General features: G+C 63.2%; 22 protein-coding genes. 11 read left to right on the top strand and 11 right to left on the bottom strand.

Going from position 1 to position 19,423, the window contains the following annotated elements; all coding sequences use genetic code 11:
* Positions 1-15 precede the first annotated feature (15 nt).
* From rsmB to def, 3 genes are read right to left on the bottom strand one after another with little or no spacing between them, the layout of a single operon-like run.
* A complete protein-coding gene (gene rsmB, locus ACF8FB_RS04760; protein ID WP_392511075.1) occupies positions 16-1,326 on the bottom strand; it encodes a 16S rRNA (cytosine(967)-C(5))-methyltransferase RsmB in 1,311 nt (436 codons plus the stop codon).
* Positions 1,323-2,255: a methionyl-tRNA formyltransferase gene (fmt, locus tag ACF8FB_RS04765; protein ID WP_064492538.1), complete on the bottom strand. Its 933-nt coding sequence runs from the start codon at positions 2,253-2,255 to the stop codon at positions 1,323-1,325. The genes rsmB and fmt overlap by 4 nt, the downstream gene beginning before the upstream one ends.
* Positions 2,256-2,315: 60 nt before the next feature.
* Positions 2,316-2,822 carry a peptide deformylase gene (gene def / locus ACF8FB_RS04770; protein WP_003253111.1) on the bottom strand — a complete coding sequence of 169 codons (507 nt, stop codon included), beginning with the start codon at positions 2,820-2,822 and terminating at the stop codon, positions 2,316-2,318.
* Positions 2,823-3,028: 206 nt separating this feature from the next.
* Here def and dprA point away from each other — a divergent pair, with 206 nt between their 5' ends.
* The 4 genes from dprA (at position 3,029) to ACF8FB_RS04790 (ending at position 5,805) form a co-directional block, all read left to right on the top strand.
* Positions 3,029-4,126 carry a DNA-processing protein DprA gene (gene dprA, locus ACF8FB_RS04775; RefSeq protein ID WP_392511076.1) on the top strand — a complete coding sequence of 366 codons (1,098 nt, stop codon included), beginning with the start codon at positions 3,029-3,031 and terminating at the stop codon, positions 4,124-4,126.
* A gap of 42 nt (positions 4,127-4,168) precedes the next feature.
* On the top strand, positions 4,169-4,726 hold the full coding sequence (locus tag ACF8FB_RS04780) for an L-threonylcarbamoyladenylate synthase (protein ID WP_010951476.1): 558 nt from the start codon (positions 4,169-4,171) through the stop codon (positions 4,724-4,726).
* 133 nt (positions 4,727-4,859) lie between these two features.
* Positions 4,860-5,060: a hypothetical protein gene (locus ACF8FB_RS04785; RefSeq protein WP_003253106.1), complete on the top strand. Its 201-nt coding sequence runs from the start codon at positions 4,860-4,862 to the stop codon at positions 5,058-5,060.
* Between the two features lie 430 nt (positions 5,061-5,490).
* Entirely contained in the window at positions 5,491-5,805 is a 315-nt protein-coding gene (locus ACF8FB_RS04790; RefSeq protein WP_172835044.1) for a hypothetical protein, read from the top strand.
* Positions 5,806-5,932: 127 nt separating this feature from the next.
* On the opposite strand, the gene ACF8FB_RS04795 is transcribed toward ACF8FB_RS04790, so the two are convergent.
* A complete protein-coding gene (locus ACF8FB_RS04795) occupies positions 5,933-6,910 on the bottom strand; it encodes an NADPH:quinone reductase (RefSeq protein ID WP_010951478.1) in 978 nt (325 codons plus the stop codon).
* Positions 6,911-7,042: 132 nt separating this feature from the next.
* Between ACF8FB_RS04795 and hemF the strand changes: the two genes are divergently transcribed.
* Both hemF and aroE read left to right on the top strand, forming a co-directional pair.
* On the top strand, positions 7,043-7,954 hold the full coding sequence (gene hemF, locus ACF8FB_RS04800; RefSeq protein WP_161773599.1) for an oxygen-dependent coproporphyrinogen oxidase: 912 nt from the start codon (positions 7,043-7,045) through the stop codon (positions 7,952-7,954).
* A 25-nt stretch (positions 7,955-7,979) separates the two neighbouring features.
* Positions 7,980-8,804, top strand: coding sequence for a shikimate dehydrogenase (gene aroE, locus ACF8FB_RS04805; RefSeq protein ID WP_010951480.1), 825 nt, complete (start codon positions 7,980-7,982; stop codon positions 8,802-8,804).
* Between the two features lie 129 nt (positions 8,805-8,933).
* Here aroE and ACF8FB_RS04810 read toward each other — a convergent pair whose 3' ends face one another.
* From ACF8FB_RS04810 to betC, 3 genes are all read right to left on the bottom strand, one after another.
* On the bottom strand, positions 8,934-10,499 hold the full coding sequence (locus ACF8FB_RS04810; RefSeq protein ID WP_392511077.1) for a SulP family inorganic anion transporter: 1,566 nt from the start codon (positions 10,497-10,499) through the stop codon (positions 8,934-8,936).
* A 144-nt stretch (positions 10,500-10,643) separates the two neighbouring features.
* Entirely contained in the window at positions 10,644-11,567 is a 924-nt protein-coding gene (gene choX / locus ACF8FB_RS04815) for a choline ABC transporter substrate-binding protein (protein ID WP_392511078.1), read from the bottom strand.
* A gap of 14 nt (positions 11,568-11,581) precedes the next feature.
* Entirely contained in the window at positions 11,582-13,099 is a 1,518-nt protein-coding gene (gene betC, locus ACF8FB_RS04820; RefSeq protein ID WP_010951483.1) for a choline-sulfatase, read from the bottom strand.
* Between the two features lie 108 nt (positions 13,100-13,207).
* Here betC and ACF8FB_RS04825 point away from each other — a divergent pair, with 108 nt between their 5' ends.
* Positions 13,208-14,107 (top strand): choline sulfate utilization transcriptional regulator, encoded by a 900-nt coding sequence (locus tag ACF8FB_RS04825; protein ID WP_392511079.1) that lies wholly within the window; start codon positions 13,208-13,210, stop codon positions 14,105-14,107.
* Positions 14,108-14,229: 122 nt separating this feature from the next.
* On the opposite strand, the gene ACF8FB_RS04830 is transcribed toward ACF8FB_RS04825, so the two are convergent.
* Positions 14,230-14,847, bottom strand: coding sequence for an NAD(P)H-binding protein (locus ACF8FB_RS04830; RefSeq protein ID WP_392460489.1), 618 nt, complete (start codon positions 14,845-14,847; stop codon positions 14,230-14,232).
* A gap of 52 nt (positions 14,848-14,899) precedes the next feature.
* On the opposite strand from ACF8FB_RS04830, the gene ACF8FB_RS04835 reads away from it, so the two are divergent.
* Positions 14,900-15,232, top strand: coding sequence for a DOPA 4,5-dioxygenase family protein (locus ACF8FB_RS04835; protein WP_020189868.1), 333 nt, complete (start codon positions 14,900-14,902; stop codon positions 15,230-15,232).
* 120 nt (positions 15,233-15,352) lie between these two features.
* Here ACF8FB_RS04835 and trpA read toward each other — a convergent pair whose 3' ends face one another.
* Together trpA and trpB are read right to left on the bottom strand one after the other, a co-directional pair.
* Positions 15,353-16,162 carry a tryptophan synthase subunit alpha gene (trpA, locus tag ACF8FB_RS04840; RefSeq protein ID WP_010951488.1) on the bottom strand — a complete coding sequence of 270 codons (810 nt, stop codon included), beginning with the start codon at positions 16,160-16,162 and terminating at the stop codon, positions 15,353-15,355.
* On the bottom strand, positions 16,159-17,376 hold the full coding sequence (gene trpB, locus ACF8FB_RS04845) for a tryptophan synthase subunit beta (protein WP_010951489.1): 1,218 nt from the start codon (positions 17,374-17,376) through the stop codon (positions 16,159-16,161). The genes trpA and trpB overlap by 4 nt, the downstream gene beginning before the upstream one ends.
* Positions 17,377-17,486: 110 nt before the next feature.
* Between trpB and ACF8FB_RS04850 the strand changes: the two genes are divergently transcribed.
* Entirely contained in the window at positions 17,487-18,383 is an 897-nt protein-coding gene (locus tag ACF8FB_RS04850; protein ID WP_350298403.1) for a LysR family transcriptional regulator, read from the top strand.
* On the opposite strand, the gene ACF8FB_RS04855 is transcribed toward ACF8FB_RS04850, so the two are convergent.
* Positions 18,380-18,703 (bottom strand): YqjD family protein, encoded by a 324-nt coding sequence (locus ACF8FB_RS04855; protein WP_014589231.1) that lies wholly within the window; start codon positions 18,701-18,703, stop codon positions 18,380-18,382. The genes ACF8FB_RS04850 and ACF8FB_RS04855 overlap by 4 nt on opposite strands.
* A gap of 150 nt (positions 18,704-18,853) precedes the next feature.
* On the opposite strand from ACF8FB_RS04855, the gene ACF8FB_RS04860 reads away from it, so the two are divergent.
* Together ACF8FB_RS04860 and ACF8FB_RS04865 are read left to right on the top strand one after the other, a co-directional pair.
* Positions 18,854-19,069 (top strand): dodecin, encoded by a 216-nt coding sequence (locus tag ACF8FB_RS04860; protein WP_104960532.1) that lies wholly within the window; start codon positions 18,854-18,856, stop codon positions 19,067-19,069.
* Between the two features lie 100 nt (positions 19,070-19,169).
* The gene (locus ACF8FB_RS04865) at positions 19,170-19,391 is read left to right on the top strand and encodes a DUF1161 domain-containing protein (RefSeq protein ID WP_392511080.1); all 222 of its coding nucleotides are present in this window, start codon (positions 19,170-19,172) and stop codon (positions 19,389-19,391) included.
* The last annotated feature ends 32 nt before the right edge of the window (positions 19,392-19,423 follow it).

Raw genomic sequence — 19,423 nt, forward strand, 5'->3', positions numbered from 1 at the left:
CCCTATCCTTTGTTCTTATCCGCGCGAGGCGGCGATCTTGATCAGCTTGGCATAGTAGAAACCGTCGTGACCGCCTTCCTGGGCCAGCAGCTGACGGCCGTGGGGCTGGCGCAGGCCGGCTTCGGTCGCCAGGTCCAGCTCACGGGCGCCCGGGGTGCGGGCGAGGAAGGCTTTGATCACTTCAGTGTTTTCGGTCGGCAAGCTGGAGCAGGTGGCGTATAGCAGCATGCCGCCCACTTCCAAGGTCGGCCACAGGGCATCGAGCAGCTCGCCTTGCAGCGTGGCCAAAGCCGGGATGTCGTCGGCTTGGCGGGTCAGCTTGATGTCCGGGTGGCGGCGAATCACGCCGGTGGCCGAGCACGGCGCGTCGAGCAGAATGCGCTGGAATGGCTTGCCGTCCCACCAACTGGCAGTGTCGCGGGCATCGCAGGCGATCAGCTCGGCGTCCAGCTGCAGGCGGTCGAGGTTTTCTCGCACGCGGGTCAGCCGCTTGGCTTCGAGATCGATGGCCACCATGTGCGCCAGGCCAGCCTCGGCCTCCAGCAGGTGGCAGGTTTTGCCGCCCGGTGCGCAGCAAGCATCGAGCACGCGTTGACCGGGGGCCAGTTCCAGCAGGTCGGCAGATAGCTGCGCAGCTTCGTCCTGCACGCTCACCCAGCCTTCGGCGAAGCCTGGCAGGCCGCGCACGTCGCAGGCTTCGGCCAGCACGATGCCATCCCGGCTGTACTGGCATTCGCTGGCGCCGATGCCGGCTTCGGCCAGCAGTGCCAGGTAGGCATCGCGGCTATGGTGACGGCGGTTGACCCGCAGAATCATCGGAGGGTGGGCATTGTTGGCGACGCAGATGGCCTCCCACTGCTCTGGCCAGAAGGCTTTCAGCGCCTTCTGCAGCCAGCGCGGGTGCGCGGTACGCACCACCGGGTCGCGCTCCATGCCGGCGAGCAGCTCCTCGCCTTCGCGCTGGGCACGGCGCAGCACGGCATTGAGCAGGCCCTTGGCCCACGGCTTCTTCAGTTTGTCGGCACAGCCCACGGTCTCGCCGATGGCGGCATGGGCCGGAATGCGCGTGTAGAACAGCTGGTACAGGCCGACCAGCAGCAGCGCCTGAACATCGGCATCGGCTGCCTTGAAGGGCTTTTGCAGCAGCTGTGCGGCCAGCAGGTCGAGGCGTGGCTGCCAGCGTGCGGTACCGAACGCCAGGTCCTGGGTCAGGCCGCGGTCGCGTTCATCTACCTTGTCCAGTTGCGCCGGCAGCGAGCTGTTCAGCGAAGCCTTGCCGCTGAGCACAGCGGCCAGCGCACGGGCGGCGGCGAGGCGTGGGTTCATTGGCCCAGCACCTTGCCGGCGGCGAACTTCTCGCGGCGGCTGTTGAACAGGTCACTGAAGCTCAATGCCTTGCCGCCAGGCAGTTGCAGGCGGGTCAGGCTCAGGGCTTGGTCACCGCACGCAACTACGAGGCCGTCCTTGCTGGCGGAAAGTATCTCGCCTGGGGCGCCTTGGCCTGTGGACAGGTTGGCGGCCAGCACCTTGACGCTTTCACCATCCAGAGTGCTGTGACACACCGGCCATGGGTTGAAGGCGCGGATCAGGCGTTCCAGCTCGACAGCCGGGCGGGTCCAGTCGATACGCGCTTCGTCCTTGTTCAGTTTGTGCGCGTAGGTGGCCAGGGCATCGTCCTGTATTTCGCCTTGCAGCGAACCGTCAGCCAGGCCGGCGATGGCCTGAACCACTGCGGGCGGGCCCATTTCGGCCAGGCGATCGTGCAAGGTGCCGCCGGTGTCCTCGGCGCTGATCGGGGTGACTACCTTGAGCAGCATCGGGCCGGTGTCCAGGCCGGCCTCCATGCGCATCACGGTCACGCCGCTTTCGGCGTCGCCAGCTTCCACGGCACGCTGGATCGGCGCGGCACCGCGCCAGCGTGGCAGCAGGGAAGCGTGGCTGTTGATGCAACCCAGGCGCGGGATATCCAGCACCACCTGCGGCAGGATCAGGCCGTAGGCGACCACTACCATCAGGTCTGGTTTCAGTGCGGCCAGTTCGGCCTGCGCATCGGCATTGCGCAGGGTCTGCGGCTGGAACACCGGGATGTCATGGGCCACGGCCAGTGCCTTGACCGCACTTGGCATCAGCTTCTGGCCACGGCCGGCCGGGCGGTCGGGCTGGGTGTAGACGGCCACGATCTCGTAGGGGCTGTCGAGCAGGGCCTTGAGGTGTTCGGCGGCAAACTCTGGAGTGCCTGCAAAGACGATGCGCATGGAGTTCTCGCTTCAAAAAAGAAAAAGGCTTGCCGGAGCAAGCCTTCAGGAAGGTGGGGATCAGGCTTGCTGGCGATGCTGCTTTTCCAGCTTCTTCTTGATCCGGTCGCGCTTGAGCTGCGACAGGTAGTCGACGAACAGCTTGCCGTTGAGGTGATCGAATTCGTGCTGTACGCACACCGCCAGCAGGCCTTCGCATTCCAGTTCGAAAGGCTTGCCGTCGCGGTCCTGGGCCTTGACCCGGACACGCAGCGGACGGTCGACGTTCTCGTAGAAGCCCGGTACCGAAAGGCAGCCCTCCTGGTACTGGCCCATGTCATGGGTGAGCTCTTCGACCGACGGGTTGATGAAGACGCGCGGTTCGCTGCGGTCTTCGCTGAGGTCCATGACCACAACCTGCTTGTGCACGTTCACCTGGGTAGCGGCCAGGCCGATGCCAGGGGCTTCGTACATGGTTTCAAACATGTCGTCGATCAGCTGACGCAGGGCGTCGTCGAACTCCGTCACCGGTTTGGCGAGGGTGCGCAGGCGCGGGTCCGGGAATTCGAGAATGTTCAAGATGGCCATAAGGTCAGGCAGTCACTGTGCGTTCGGTTGAAAACTGAGCACACATAATAAAGGGAAACGGGGATTTCGGCACCTGGCAAGCTCGTCTAGGGTGACTATGGGCTTGATAGCCCCCAATCAATGGACAGCTTTTCAAAGTGTTACTCACAGAGTTATCCACAGGTTGTGCCACGTAATTGGCCCCCTTTCGATCAAGGATGATCTCAATGCCCAGTCACCATTCGTCGCCCTGCCCGCCTGCCGAACTGGAGGCACGCTTACGCCTGCATCGCCTCCCCGAGGCTGGACTGCGGCGCTTTCGAACGTTGCTCGAAGCCTTCGGCAGTGCCTCCTCCGCGCTCAGTGCTCCCGCTTCGGCCTGGCGAGCGTTGGGCATCCCCCAAGCCACCATCGATGCCCGGCGCAGTGCCGAGGTACGCGATGGCGCACTGGCCGCAATGGCTTGGCTGGAGCGCCCTGGCCAGCATTTGCTGATGTGGGACGGCCCAGGCTACCCAGCCTTGCTGGCAGAAATCGACGATGCCCCGCCGCTGCTGTTTGTCGCTGGCGAACCAGCCTTGCTCGATCGTCCTCAGCTGGCGATCGTGGGCAGCAGACGTGCCACACCCCCGGCGCTCGACACCGCCCGGGCATTTTCCCGCTACCTCGCGCAGGCTGGTTTCACCATTACCAGCGGGCTGGCGGTAGGTGTCGACGGTGCCGCTCATCGGGCCGCGTTACAGGCTGGCGGCGGCACGATTGCCGTGCTCGGTACGGGCTTGCAAAAACTTTATCCACAGCGCCATCGGGACCTTGCGCAGGCGATGATCGACAACGGCAGTGCGCTGGTTTCCGAGTATCCCCTGGATGCCGGGCCGCTGCCTGGAAACTTCCCACGGCGCAACCGCATCATCAGTGGCCTGTCGCTAGGTGTACTGGTGGTTGAGGCGAGCCTCGCCAGTGGCTCGCTGATCACGGCGCGCCTGGCCGCAGAGCAAGGCCGTGAGGTGTACGCCATTCCGGGCTCCATTCATCACCCGGGGGCCAAGGGCTGCCACCAGCTGATTCGTGATGGGGCGCTGCTGGTGGAAACTGTGGAGCAGATCCTGGAAAGCTTGCAGGGCTGGCAGAACCTGCCGCCTGCGGTTGTGGACAGGTTCGACCACCCCCTGCTCGCCCTGCTGCATGCCGCACCCCAGACCAGTGAAAGCCTGGCCCACTGCAGCGAGCAGCCGCTGGCCGACGTGCTGGCGCAGTTGACCGAGCTGGAGCTGGAAGGCCGTGTCAGCAATGAAGCCGGGCGTTGGTTTGCCCGCGCGGGCTAAGTACACTGCTCACATGCAAGGTATATAGGCGGAGAAACAGCAATGGTGAGCAGTTTTCGTGTGCAACAAGCCGCACGTGAGATCCGGGCAGGCGCAGTGATCGCCTACCCGACGGAAGCGGTCTGGGGCCTGGGCTGCGACCCATGGAACGAGGACGCGGTGTATCGCCTGCTGGCGCTGAAGTCGCGTCCTGTGGATAAAGGGCTGATTCTGATCGCTGACAACATCCGCCAGTTCGACTTCCTGTTCGAGGACTTCCCCGAGGACTGGATCGACCGCATGAGCAGCACCTGGCCGGGGCCGAACACCTGGCTGGTGCCGCATCAGGACCTGTTGCCCGAGTGGGTGACCGGGCAGCATGACACGGTGGCGCTGCGGGTCAGTGATCACCCGGTGGTGCGTGAACTGTGCGCACTGGTGGGGCCGCTGATTTCCACCTCGTGCAACCCCGGCGGGCGCCCGGCGGCGAAGACCCGCTTGCGGGTTGAGCAGTACTTCCATGGCCAGTTGGACCTGGTGCTTGGCGGGGCGCTGGGCGGGCGGAAGAACCCGAGTGTGATTCGCGACCTGGCAACCGGCGAAGTCGTTCGCCCGGGTTGATACCAATCCACAGGCCTGGCTCGGGACTCGGGCCCCTGTGGGAGCGGGCGCGCCCGCGAAGAATACAACTCGGTGCCAGGCACGGGCTTCGCCCGTGTTCGCGGGCATGCCCGCTCCCGAAAGTGTCACGCACATGACTGCCCTTCGCAGCACGTTTGGTCGCGATGATGGCTATGGTAACGAGGTCTTCGATGAGGCGATTTTTGAACTGACGGCCCGCAAGCCCAAGGCAGAGCTCTATTCCATCATCCCGAAAGGGGATAGAAACAAGCCAAAAAATAAAGGCCGCTTAAGCGGCCTAAATGGCGGGGATGCACTCGCCCGGATAACTTGAAACTCAACCGGCGCACCAGCACTTCCTCAAGCAGAAATGCTACGTTTCCGAATCTGTACGGTCAAGCCGGGATCTTTTTCTCGCGTGCTGTAGATGGGCCTTCTGTGGCTTTCTAGGTGATCAGGGTTTTCTGATTATTGCCAAAATGTCTGTCCAGCTGGGCACTTCGGAAATATCCTACGACCCGCGTCCTCTGCCATCACCTTCTCAGTGGGAACCTCTGCCCCTAGGCTCAAACCGTCGCCGAACAACTTGGCGATCGGGTGTGGTAACCCGGGTTCTGGGTGATCTTGGCAGTCCATGGCGGCTGTTCGCAGGAGGCTTCGTGCCTGCTGGGTTTTAGATCTCCCACCCGGTTTACCACCCTGCGTACAGCTGCCACCCATTCGTGTGGTAACGACTGGGTGGGGCCATGAAGCGAGATCTAGTGATGAAGAAGATTGTTCCTGATCCACCCCTACCCTGCACCTCCACCCGCCCCTTCGGCCGCTGCGATGCCGGCCACGATCCACTCTTCACCGTCAACCCAAACATTTCTGCCGAGGACGCTCTGGTCCACGTAGCCCTATACCTGCGCAGCGCTTACGAAACCGGCTACAAAGCTTTGGACTACATGCGTGAAGAAGGCCGTGGCATGTTCTGGTCGAACCTGCATGCGATTGAGATGGCAGAGGGTGTGATCGAGGCGATACTCGATGGCATCGAGTCGACGCCATCGCCGTCACGCCCAGCCTCCAAGGCATAGCGCTGCTATCGAGGCCGACTCAGTACCTGTGGGAGCGGGCGTGCCCGCGAACACCGGCAAAGCCGGTGCCATCCATCGCGGTGGCTTCTTCGCGGGTAAACCCGCTCCTACAGGGAATGTGTGTGGCTCAGGGAATCAGTACGGTCGACCCCACAGTCCTGCGCGCCGACAACTCCGCCTGCGCCTTGGCCGCCTCACTCAGCGGATACCGCTGCTGGATATCCACAGCCAGCTTGCCACTGCCAATCATCGCAAACAGGTCATCGGCCATGGCCTGGGTGTTCTCGGCATTGTTGGCATATGTGGCCAAGGTCGGCCGGGTGACATACAGCGAGCCCTTCTGCGCCAGGATCCCCAGGTTCACCCCGCTCACCGCACCGGAAGCGTTGCCAAAGCTCACCATCAACCCACGCGGGCGCAGGCAGTCCAGCGAGGTCAGCCAGGTGTCGGCACCCACGCCGTCATACACCACCGGGCATTTCTTGCCGTCGGTCAGCTCCAGTACGCGCTTGGCCACGTCTTCACGGCTGTAGTCGATGGTCGCCCAAGCCCCCAGCGCCTTGGCCCGTTCGGCCTTCTCGGCAGAGCTCACGGTGCCGATCAGCTTGGCGCCCAGGGCCTTGGCCCATTGGCAAGCCAGCGACCCTACACCACCGGCTGCGGCATGGAACAGGATCACATCACCCGCCTTCACCTCATAGGTCTGCTTCAGCAGGTACTGTACGGTCAAACCCTTGAGCATCACCGCTGCCGCCTGCTCGAAGCTGATGGTGTCCGGCAGCTTGACCAGGTTGGCTTCCGGTAGCGTATGCACCTCGCTGTAGGCGCCCAGCGGGCCGCCGGCATGTGCCACACGGTCTCCTACCTTCAGCCGGGACACGCCTTCGCCCACGGCCTCTACCACACCTGCCGCTTCGGTACCCAGGCCAGAAGGCAGGGACGGCGGCGCATACAGCCCGCTTCGGAAGTAGGTATCGATGAAGTTCAGGCCGATCGCATGGTTACGCACACGCACCTGCTGTGGCCCGGGCGGGGTGGGTTCGAATTCCACAAACTGCAGCACTTCCGGGCCGCCATGCTGGCTGAACTGGATACGCTTGGCCATCTCGCACTCCTGTAGTCGGGATCGGGAAAGGCCTTCTATCGGACGCCTTTGCTTGGTCGTCGTCAACTGCGGCGCGCGCTGGCGGTGGTATGCTACGCGGCGAATTCTTCCCTGCCCGTTCCTGGTGACCCGATGACTAGCCGCACCGAGGCCGTGAAAGCCTACCTGCTCGACCTGCAAGACCGCATCTGCTCTGCCCTCGAAACAGAAGACGGCGGTGCCCGCTTCGTCGAGGACGCCTGGGTGCGCGAAGCCGGTGGCGGGGGCCGCACGCGGGTTATCGGTGATGGCAACGTGATCGAAAAAGGCGGGGTCAACTTCTCCCATGTGTTTGGTAGCGGCCTGCCGCCGTCGGCCAGTGCCCACCGCCCCGAACTGGCAGGCCGTGGCTTCGAAGCCTTGGGCGTGTCGCTGGTGATACACCCGCACAACCCGCATGTGCCCACTTCCCACGCCAACGTTCGCTTCTTCATCGCCGAAAAGGAAGGTGAAGAGGCTGTATGGTGGTTCGGCGGCGGCTTTGACCTGACGCCATACTATGGCAACGAAGAAGACTGCGTTCACTGGCACCGAGTGGCCGAGCAGGCCTGCGCGCCGTTTGGCGCCGATGTGTACCCACGCTACAAGGCCTGGTGCGACCGCTACTTCCACCTCAAGCACCGTGGTGAGCCACGTGGTATCGGCGGCTTGTTCTTCGATGACCTGAACGAGTGGGACTTCGACACGTGCTTCGCCTTCATCCGCGCCATCGGCGATGCCTACATCAACGCCTACCTGCCGATCGTCCAGCGCCGCAAAGACACGCCCTACACCCCGCAACAGCGCGAGTTCCAGGAATACCGCCGCGGCCGCTACGTGGAGTTCAATCTGGTCTACGACCGTGGCACCCTGTTCGGCCTGCAATCCGGTGGCCGTACCGAGTCCATCCTCATGTCGCTGCCGCCTCAGGTGCGCTGGGGCTACGACTGGAAGGCTGCACCCGGCAGTGAAGAAGCGCGCCTGACAGAGTACTTCCTGCAAGACCGCGACTGGCTCGGCCAGTAAGCCTGTGGATAAACAAGGAGCCGTCATGGACCAGTACGTCGTTTTTGGTAACCCCATCGGCCACAGCAAGTCGCCGCTGATCCACCGCCTGTTCGCCGAGCAGACCGGTCAGGACCTGGAATATGCCACGCTGCTGGCGCCGCTGGACGAGTTCAGCGACTGCGCGCGCGGCTTCTTCAAGCAAGGCAGTGGCGGCAATGTCACCGTGCCGTTCAAGGAAGAGGCCTTCCGCCTGTGCGACAGCCTGACCCCACGTGCCCGGCGCGCAGGCGCAGTGAACACGCTGAGCAAGCTGGCTGATGGCACCCTGCAGGGCGACAACACCGACGGCGCTGGCCTGGTGCGCGACCTGACGGTGAATGCCGGGGTCGAGCTGGCGGGCAAGCGCATTCTCATCCTCGGTGCCGGTGGCGCCGTGCGCGGCGTGCTGGAGCCTATTCTGGCGCACAAGCCGCAGTCGCTGGTGATTGCCAACCGTACCGTGGAAAAGGCCGAACAGCTGGCGCGCGAGTTCGATGAACTGGGGCCGGTTGTGGCCAGCGGGTTTGCCTGGTTGCAGGAGCCTGTGGATGTAATCATCAACGCCACCTCGGCGAGCCTGGCCGGGGAGTTGCCACCGATTGCCGACAGCCTGGTCGAGGCGGGTCGTACGGTTTGCTACGACATGATGTATGGCAAGGAGCCGACGCCGTTTTGCCAGTGGGCTACCAAGCTGGGGGCTGCCAAGGTACTGGATGGGTTGGGGATGCTGGCTGAGCAGGCAGCTGAAGCCTTCTTTATCTGGCGTGGCGTGAGGCCGGATACGGCGCCGGTGTTGGCTGAACTGCGCCGGCAACTCGCTCGGGGCTGAGCTGGCCGGGGCCGCTTGGCGGCCCTATCGCGACGCAAGGCCGTTCCCACAAAGTACGTCGTACGCCGATCCTCTGTGGGAGCGGCCTTGCGTCGCGATGGGCTGCAAAGCAGCCCCAGAATCCCAACCTCATTCCTCAAACCGGATCGGGCACAACTCCACCCCTTCCAGCTTCTGCAACTCCTCGATCACCTGCGGCCTGGCCCGGTGCAAGGTCAAACTCCCCCCCAATCGCCGCAACCGCCGCGCCTCGCGGTGCAACATGTCCACACCCGAGTAATCGATGAAATTCACCTGCCGGGCATCGATCACTACATGCGGCCCTTGGCAGCGCTGCAAGCGCACTTGTAGGTAATGCGCCGCACCAAAGAAAATCGACCCACCTACCCGCAATACATCCGCGTCCCCTTCACGGCTTTGTTGGATCCGTGGTCGTGAGGTGCGCTTCAAATAGAAGAACAGCGAAGCCAGCACGCCGGCATAGATGGCCGTCTGCAGCTCCAGCAGCAATGTCGCTGCAGCCGTCAGCGCCATCACCAGAAACTCCGAGCGGCTGACCCGGAACAATGCACGGATCCCTCGGTGGTCCACCAACCCCCAGCAGATCAGCAGAATGCTGCCGGCCATGGCCGGTATCGGCAGGTGCGCGATCAGGCCGGCGCCGGTCACGGCGAACAACGCCACCCACAGCGCTGAAAACACCCCGGCCATCGGTGAACGGGCGCCCGCCTCGTAGCTCAGGCCCGAGCGGGTGAAGGAACCGGCAGACAGGTAACCAGAGAAAAATGCACCGGCGATATTCGACAGGCCCTGTGCGCGTATTTCCTGGTCCGGGTCGATCAGTTGTTCTGAACGTGCCGATAGCGAGCGGGCAATCGACAGGCTGGTGACCAACCCCAGCATGCCTACCGCAACGGCGCTGGGCAGCAGACGCAACATGAGCTCCACGTCCAGCAAAGGCAGCGGGCTGAAAGGCGGGAGTTGCCCGGTGAACGCTGCCACCCGCGGTACATGGCCAAAGAAGCCCGGCAGCAGCCAGGCCAGCAAGCTGACCAGGATCAGGCTTATCAACAGGCTCGGCCAGCGTGGGCGCCAGAGTTTGAAGGCCGCACCGATCACGACGGTGGCCAGGCCCAGCAGCAAGGAAGGTAGGTCGACCTCGCCTGCGTGGCTGGCCAGGTCCTGCACGGTCATCAGCGCGGTGGCCTGGCTGGGCAGGGCCATGCCCAGCAGGTTGGGTAGCTGGCCCAAGGCAATGACGATGGCGGCACCCAGCGTGAAGCCGAGCACCACGGAATGGGAGACGAAGTTGACCAGCGCGCCGAAGCGCAATAGCCCGAGCAGCAGCTGGAAAATGCCGCCGAGGAAGGTCAGCAGCAACACCAGCGTGATGTAGTCAGCGCTGCCGGCCACGGCCAGCGGGCTGATGCTGGCGTAGAGCACGATGGAAATGGCAGCGGTCGGGCCGCAGATCAGGTACCAGGAAGAACCCCACAGGCAGGCGATCAGTACCGGCACGATGGCGGCGTAAAGCCCGTATTCGGCGGGCAGGCCGGCGATCAGGGCGTAGGCGATGGATTGCGGCAGGGCGAGGATGGCGCCGCTCAGGCCTACCAGCAGGTCCTGGCGCAGGCTGCGGCCCGATTGGCGGGGAAGCCAGGTGAGGAAGGGCAGCAGTAAAGAGAGGCGATGCATGGGTTATCCACAATCCTTAAGGGGTCGCCAAGCCCTGTGGGAGCGGGCATGCCCGCGAAAAAGCCAACGCGTTGCTTGGCACCGGCTTTGCCGGTGTTCGCGGGCGCGCCCGCTCCCACAGGGTTGGTGTGTTGCTTTGTGAGATTACAGTTTGGCTTTGACGGCCTCCAGGGCATCCCCATCGGCCTTGGTGGTAACTCCGGCCAACCACCCATCCAACCGTTCAGGATGCGCTTTCACCCAGGCCTTGGCCGCTTCATCGAAGCTGATCTTCTTGTCTACCACCTCGGCCATGATGCTGTTTTCCATGTCCAGTGTGAACTTGAGGTTACCCAGCAGCTTCGCGGCATTCGGGCAGGCTTGTGGATAACCCTTGCGCGTCAGCGTGTATACCTCGCCCTTGCTGCCGAACCACTTTTCCCCGCCGGTCAGGTAATGCATTTTCAGCTTCACGTTCATCGGGTGCGGGGTCCAGCCAAGGAAGGTGATGAATTGCTGCTTCTTCACCGCCCGGTCGACCTGGGCCAGCATCGCCTGCTCGCTGGACTCCACCAGCTTCCACTGGCCGAGCTTGAATTCATTCTTGTCGATGATTGCCTTGAGCGACAGGTTAGCCGGGGCGCCGGAGCCGATTCCGTACAGTTTTTTGTCGAACTGCCCGGCGTGTTTTTGCAGGTCAGCGAAGTCCTTCACCCCGGCATTCCACACATAGTCGGGCACTGCGAGGGTGAACTCGGTTCCCTCCAGGTTGCGCGACAGCTGCTGCACATCGCCATTGGCGATGAACTTGTCATGGAAGCCTTGCTGCGCCGGCATCCAGTTTCCGAGGAAGGCGTCGACCTGGCCGTCCTTGAGGCCGCCGTAGATGATCGGTACGGCCAGGCTGTCGATCTTCACCTGGTAACCCAGGCTTTCCAGTAACAGGCGTGCCACGGCATTGGTCGAGGCAATATCACTCCAGCCGGGGTCGGCCATTTTCACGGTACTGCATTGCGCATCGCTGTCTGCGGCGTGGGCCGTGGTGGCACTCAGGGCCAGGGCGAACACGGCGGCGGAGAACTTGTGCATGGCGGCCTCTCTTCTCAATCCAGGGGGGCGGGCTGTGGATAACGTGCCTTGCGTTCGAGGTCATCGAGATCGATGTGGTTGCGCATGTACTGTTGGCTGGCGTCCACCAGTGGTTGGTGGTCCCAGCTTTTCAGCTTGCCGATGGCCAGCGCTTCGGCCACCAGCCGGCGGCGGCGCTGGCTGGCCAGTACCTGCTGGCGCAGGCTGGTGATGTCCCAGCGCTGTTGCGCTTCATCGACAAATGCCTGCAGCAGCACCTGGTGGTCCGGGCTGCCGGTGAGGTTCTCCCGCTCGTGCGGGTCGCGGCTCAGGTCATAGAGTAGGCATGGGTCGTCTTCGCTGTACACGAACTTGTAGGGCCCGCGGCGAATCATCATCAGCGGGCCGACGGTGCCTTCGGCCATATACTCGCCGATCACCTCGTCGTGACCGCCCTGCCCTTGCAGATGGCCCAGAAGTGAGCGGCCGTCCAGCTGCAGGTCTTTATCCACAGCGCCGCCAGCCAGTTCGACCAAGGTTGGCAACAGGTCGCAGGTCGACACCGAGGCAGTGACCCGGCCCGCCGCGAAGCGCTTCGGCGCGTGGATCAGCAGCGGCACCCGCGCCGACATTTCGAACCAGTGCATTTTGTACCAGAGGCCACGCTCGCCAAGCATGTCGCCGTGGTCGCCGGAAAACACGATCAGTGTGTCATCGGCCAGGTTGCATTCCTCCAGGGTCTGCAGCAATTGGCCGATGTTGTCATCGATATAGCTGCACGCGCCGAAGTAGGCGCGGCGGGCATCGCGAACCTTGTCCACAGGCAGTGGCTTGTTCCAAAGGTCGTAGACCTTCAGCAGGCGCTGTGAATGCGGGTCGAGTTCTGCCTGGCTGAACTCGGCACGGGGCATGGGGATATCCACACCTTCGTAGCGGTCCCAGTAGCGTTTGGCAATGGTGTAGGGGTCATGCGGGTGGGTCATCGAAACGGTCAGGCAAAATGGCCGGCCATCGTTTTCGCGCACATGGTCGTACAGGTACTGGCGCGCCTTGAACACCACCTCCTCGTCGAAATCCAGCTGATTGGTGCGCACGCACGGACCGGCCTGCAGCACCGAGGACATGTTGTGGTACCAGCTTGGACGCACATCGGGTTCGTCCCAGTTCACCGCCCAACCGTAGTCGGCCGGGTAGATGTCGCTGGTCAGGCGTTCTTCATAGCCGTGCAACTGGTCCGGGCCGCAGAAGTGCATCTTGCCCGACAGCGCGGTGCGGTAGCCCAGGCGACGCAGGTAATGGGCGTAGGTCGGCACATCGGCAGGGAAGTCGGCCGCGTTGTCGTAGGCGCCAATGCGGCTGGGCAACTGACCGCTGACCAGGGTGAAGCGTGATGGCGCGCACAGTGGGCTGTTGCAGTAGGCCGAGTCGAACACCACGGCTTGCTCGGCCAGACGGCCGAGGTGCGGCATCTTGATGGGCGAAGGGCCGTAGATCGGCAGCAAGGGCGCGGCCATCTGGTCGGCCATGATGAACAGGATATTCGGACGCGTCATGGTGGCTTCCATCGTTGAGGGTTATGCGAACCGCTTGCCTACCAAGATGCGACTGTGGATAACATGGGTAAAGCCCATGGCGGGCAATGACTGGGATTAGCCAAGCTTATGTTTGAGCACCTTGCCGGGTTGTCGCTGGATACCTTGCGCGTATTCGAGGCTGCTGCGCGCCTGCGTGGCTTTACCGCTGCGGCGCTGGAGTTGGGTACCACGCAGCCGGCAGTGAGCCAGCAGGTGAAGCGCCTGGAGGCACAGTTGGGCACGCGCCTGTTTGACCGCATTTACCGGGGCATCGAGCTGACCGAGGCTGGCCAGTTGCTGTTCGAACAGGTGCATCAGGGGCTGCAGTCCATGGATGACGGTATTGCCCAGGCCGGCGGGCGCGGCCAGCGCGAAGTGCTGCAGGTCGCCACCGACTTTGCCTTTGCGGCGTTCTGGCTGATGCCAAGGCTGCAGCGCTTTCATGAGGCTTATCCACAGGTGGATGTGAGCCTGGTGACGGGTGAGCGCAGCCAGGGCATGTTGCGCCCGGACATTGATGTGGCGGTGCTGTTTGGCGATGGACGCTTTCACCAAGGAGAAAGCCGCTGGCTATTCGATGAGGAAGTGTTCCCGGTGTGCAGCCCCCATCTGATTCATGGCAAAGCCTTGTCAGCTGTGGCTTTGCAACGATTGCCGCTGCTGCATTTGAAGGGCGAGCAGGCCAGCCGCTGGTTTGACTGGGCGGGGGTATTTCGTGGGTTTGGTGTGGAAAGCTCACCGCCGGCGGGGCAGCTGCGGTTTGATAACTATACCTTGCTGATTCAGGCAGCGATTGCCGGGCAAGGGGTGGCGATTGGCTGGGCGCACCTGGTGGACAGGTTGGTGGAGCAAGGGTTGCTGTGCCGGCCGCTGGAGGGGAGTTTGCGCTCGGAACGCGGCTATTACGTAGTCTTACCGCCGCGCAAGCGGCGTGGGGCGTTGATCGAGCGGTTTGTGGATTGGTTGGAGCAGGAGCGCAGCCTTTGAGATTTTGGGGCCGCTTTGCGGCCCATCGCGACACAAGGCCGTTCCCACAGTGGCACTGCACACGCCGGCCCATGTGGGAGCGGCCTTGCGTCGCGATGGGCTGCGCAGCAGCCCCCGGCAATTTAGACCACGAAGTTCAGGTGCTCGCCCCGGTGCAAGTCCAGCTCCAGCATGTCCACCATCCCCGCTGCGATCCTGGCCAAGCGCCGCAACGGCTCAGCCAGCCCAGGCTCCAGCGTGCCTTCGGTACTGCGAAAATGCTCCATGCCCAACCCGGCCAGTTCCTGCGGTGCATTGATCAGCGTCCAGTGCAAGGCACTGCGCTGCAACCCATCAACCACCTGGGCCACGCATTCCCGCTCCACCTCGCTGTACTTGCTCGGCTCATCCAGCACATCGAAATCGCCCACAAGCAGCAGCCGGCGTATAGTCGTACGCGCAAGCCCCGCCACCAGCGCCTCGCTCAAGCGTGCCTGCCCCGGCAGGTCACCCGGCGCCAGCGCTGGTAACAGGGCGATCACCGCCGAGCCGCCCGCTGCGCCCTGCTCCGCCTGGTGGGCATCACCCAGCCCCCCTATCTTGAAGTGCAGGCCCGGGCGCGGCGAATGGCGGTTGAGGTCGTCGACCACGGCGATGACTTCGTGCTGGCGCGACAGCAGCTCGACCATCAGGGCATTGCCCAGGCTGCTTTCAGGCCCGAACAGGACCAGTTTGAACACTGGGGTTTCGGCGTTTTTCACTGCATCACTCCCGTTGCAGGTGGTGATGGTTGGACCGCAATCAGGAGTTATCGTGCAGAGGATCAAGGGTTACCACGCCCACGTTTATTACGACGCAGCCACCATGGAGCAGGCCCGCGAACTGTGCGAGGAGGCGGCGCGGCTGTTCCCCGTGACCATGGGGCGCATGCACCAGAAACCGGTTGGGCCGCATCCAGACTGGAGTTGCCAGCTGGCGTTCGGGCCGGAAGTGGTGGGGGTGGTTTTGCCTTGGTTGGCGCTGTACCGCAAGGGCCTGGTGGTATTCATGCATCCGGAAACCGGGGATGAACTGGCGGATCACCGGGATCATGCGATCTGGATGGGGGCCGTGCGGCCATTGAATCTATCGGTTTTTGGGGGCTAGGCGGGGGTTGCCTGTGCTGGCCTCTTCGCGGGTGAACCCGCTCCTACAACGATATCGCAGAGCCAGAGGGTGGCGCTGGCCCCGTAGGAGCGGGTTTACCCGCGAAGCAGACGACGCGGTTTAGCGGCGTGCGCCACGCACCCCTTCAGCCAATGCCGAGCACAGGCTCAATACATCGGTCACCGCCTGATCGGCGCTTTTGGCCTGGGCGATCTTGTCGACCAGTGCCGAGCCCACCACCACACCATCCGCCAAGCGGGCAATGTTCGCAGCCTGTTCCGGCGTGCGAATGCCGAAGCCAACGCTGATCGGCAGATCGGTATGCCGGCGCAGGCGGGCAATGGCTTCGGTCACATGCTCGGTGGTCGCCGAACCGGCACCGGTCACACCAGCCACCGACACGTAGTAGACGAACCCGGAGCTGCGCTCCAGCACGCGCGGCAGGCGCGCGTCGTCGGTGGTCGGGGTGGTCAGGCGGATGAAGTCGATGCCTGCGGCCTGGGCCGGGGTAGCCAGTTCGGCGTCGTGCTCTGGCGGAAGGTCGACGATGATCAGGCCATCGACGCCCGCTTCCTTGGCTTGAGTCACGAACGTGTCCACGCCAAAGCGGTGGATAGGGTTGTAGTAACCCATCAGCACGATCGGCGTGGTCTGGTTATCCACACGGAATTCGCGAACCATCTGCAGGGTCTTGACCAAGGTCTGGCCAGCTTCAAGGGCGCGCAGGGTGGCCAGCTGGATGGCCACGCCATCGGCCATCGGGTCGGTGAACGGCATGCCCAGCTCGATCACGTCGGCGCCAGCAGCCGGCAGGCCCTTGAGGATCTGCAACGAGGCGTCGTAGCCCGGGTCGCCAGCTGTGACGAAGGTGACCAGTGCCGAGCGGCCTTCGGCCTTCAGCTCGGCGAAGCGTTGTTCAAGACGGCTCATGCCTGTTTCTCCTGGGCGGCCATGTGGTTCATGACGGTTTGCATATCTTTGTCGCCGCGGCCCGACAGGCACACGACCATCAGGTGGTCCTTGGGCAGCTTCGGTGCGCGCTTGATCGCTTCGGCCAAGGCGTGGGAGCTTTCCAGGGCTGGAATGATGCCTTCCAGACGGCAGGTTGCGTGGAACGCATCCAATGCTTCGTCATCGGTGATGCTGACGTACTCGACGCGCTTCACCTCATGCAGATAGGCGTGCTCCGGGCCGATGCCCGGGTAGTCCAGGCCTGCGGAAATCGAGTGGGCATCGGTGATCTGGCCGTCTTGGTCCTGCAGCAGGTAGGTGCGGTTGCCGTGCAACACGCCCGGTACGCCGCCGTTCAGGCTGGCGGCATGCTTGTCGGTGTGTACGCCGTGGCCACCGGCTTCAACGCCGATGATCTGCACGCTCGGCTCTTCGAGGAACTCATGGAACAGGCCCATGGCATTGGAGCCGCCGCCGACGCAGGCAACCAGGCTGTCTGGCAGACGGCCTTCCTTCTCTTGCAACTGGGCACGGGTCTCTTTGCCGATGATCGACTGGAAGTCGCGCACCATGGCGGGGTACGGGTGTGGGCCAGCCACGGTGCCGATCAGGTAGAAGGTGTCTTCGACGTTGGTAACCCAGTCACGCAGGGCTTCGTTCATGGCGTCTTTCAGGGTACCGGTGCCGGCGGTAACCGGCACGATCTCGGCGCCCAGCAGCTTCATGCGGAACACGTTCGCCTGCTGGCGCTCGATGTCGGTGGCACCCATGTAGATCACGCAAGGCAGGCCGAAGCGCGCGGCGACAGTGGCGGTGGCGACACCGTGCATGCCGGCACCGGTTTCGGCGATCAGGCGCTTTTTGCCCATGCGCTTGGCCAGCAGCACCTGGCCGATGCAGTTGTTCACCTTGTGCGCGCCGGTATGGTTGAGCTCTTCACGCTTGAAGAAAATCTTCGCCCCGCCGCAATGCTCGGTCAGGCGCTCGGCGAAGTACAGCGGGTTGGGGCGGCCGATGTAGTCGCGCTGAAAGTAAGCCAGCTCTTCAAGGAACTTGGGGTCTGCCTTGGCCGCTTCGTATTCGCGGGCCAGGTCCAGCACCAGTGGCATCAGGGTTTCGGCCACGTAGCGGCCGCCGAACGAGCCGAACAGGCCATTGGCGTCGGGGCCGGGGCGGTATTGGGACTGGGTCATGGGGCGCTCCAAGGCGTAGTGAATGAGTGATGGGCTTTACTCTAACCACGGCAAGCTCGGCTGAAAACCGATAAGATTGCGTAAACTTGTCAGAAAAACTCACAGGTAAAATGGCCCACGACCTCCCTCCCCTCAATGCCCTGCGCGCCTTCGAGGCTACAGCCAGGCTGAACAGTGTCAGCCAGGCGGCGGAAGCGCTGCACGTCACCCACGGCGCTGTCAGCCGGCAGATCAAGGTGCTTGAGGAGCATCTGGGCGTAGCCCTGTTCGTCAAGGACGGGCGTGGCATCAAACTCACAGATGCCGGTATGCGTCTGCGCGATGCCAGCGGTGAGGCCTTCGACCGGCTGCGCAGCGTGTGTTCCGAGCTCAGCCGTGATGTGAGCGAGGCGCCATTCGTGCTGGGCTGCTCGGGCAGCCTGCTGGCGCGGTGGTTTATTCCGCGGCTGGGGCGGTTGCAGGCGGATTTGCCTGAGCTGCGCTTGCACCTGTCGGCGGGTGAGGGCGACCTTGACCCGCGGCGGCCCGGGCTGGATGCGTTGCTGGTGTATGCCGAGCCACCGTGGCCAGCGGACATGCAGGTGCATGTGCTGGCCGAGGAATGCATCGGGCCGGTGCTCAGCCCGCATTTCGCAGGTTTCCAGCGCTTGCAGGGCGCGCCCGCCAAGGCACTGCTGGGCGAAGCCTTGCTGCACACCACGTCACGCCCACAAGCCTGGCCGACCTGGGCGGTGCAACAGGGCCTGGAGCCGGCGGCCATTCACTATGGCCAGGCCTTCGAGCACCTGTATTACCTGCTGGAGGCTGCCGTGGCCGGATTGGGCGTGGCGATAGCACCGCAGCCGCTGGTCGCCGATGACCTGCGGGCGGGCCGATTGAGTGCGCCTTGGGGCTTTTCACCTACCCAGGCGGCGCTGGCATTGTGGGTGCCACGGCGCGCCGCAGACGGGCGCGCCGAGCAGTTGGCGCAGTGGTTAAGGGCGGAACTTGCGCGGCAGAGCGCTTAGTTTCGCTTGCATATCAGGTAGGCCGCCAGCAGGCCCAGCGCACCAATGGCCACACCGGCGGTGGTGTAGGGGTGTTCCTGGGCGTAGTCCCGGGTGGCTTTGCCGGTCTGGCGGGTGCGCTGCTTCACTTCCTCGTACGCATCGCTCAGTAGGCTGCGCGAATGACGCAGTGCGCTTTCAGCGTTGCTGCGGATTGCCTTCACCGACTTCTGGGACTCTTCCGACGCATCATGCTTGAGGTTTTCCAAGCTTTTCAGAAGGCTCTCGATCTCCGCTTCCATGCTTTCCAGGGATGTTTTACGCAGCGAGTTGCGGTGCATGTTGACTCTCCTTTGCAGTATGGGCTGTAAGGATTGCGACCCTTGGGCTGCGTGAAAGTGCGATCGAACTTTCGCTGACAGTGACCGCTCGCAGGTAAACCAGGCCTGCGCTGCTAGGCTGAATCTCACTGTCAACCATGGAGAGCACTCATGACCGATCATCACACCTACAAGAAAATCGAACTGGTCGGGTCTTCGCCCACCAGTATCGAAGAGGCGATCAACAATGCTTTGGCCGAAGCCGCTAAAAGCATCAAGCACCTGGAATGGTTCGAAGTGGTCGATACCCGCGGCCATATCCGCGACAACAAAGCGGCGCACTTCCAGGTCACGCTGAAGGTCGGCTTCCGTATCGCCAATAGCTGAAACAACGTCGGGTTGTATGATCCCGGCGTGATGAGGTATTCAGAAAAGGGGCGCCTTGATGGGGCCCCTTCTGATTTCATCTGCACAAGGAACGCGAGTGATGAACAAACTGATTCTGGCGCTGGGCCTGATGACCCTGGCCGGTGGTGCGCTGGCAGCGGGCAAACCGTGCGAGGAACTGAAGGCGGAAATTGCGGCCAAGCTGGATGCCAAAGGGGTTACTGGCTACAAGCTGGAGGTCGTAAAAAAAGGCGAGCCGGCGGGCAAGGTGATTGGTAGCTGCGAGGCCGGTACCAAGGAGATTGTTTACCGCCGCGGCTAATGTGTTTGCTCATTCGCGGGCTTGCTCGCTCC

The sequence above is a fragment of the Pseudomonas sp. yb_2 genome (assembly GCF_043103905.1).
GTDB classification, from domain to species: Bacteria; Pseudomonadota; Gammaproteobacteria; order Pseudomonadales; family Pseudomonadaceae; genus Aquipseudomonas; species Aquipseudomonas alloputida.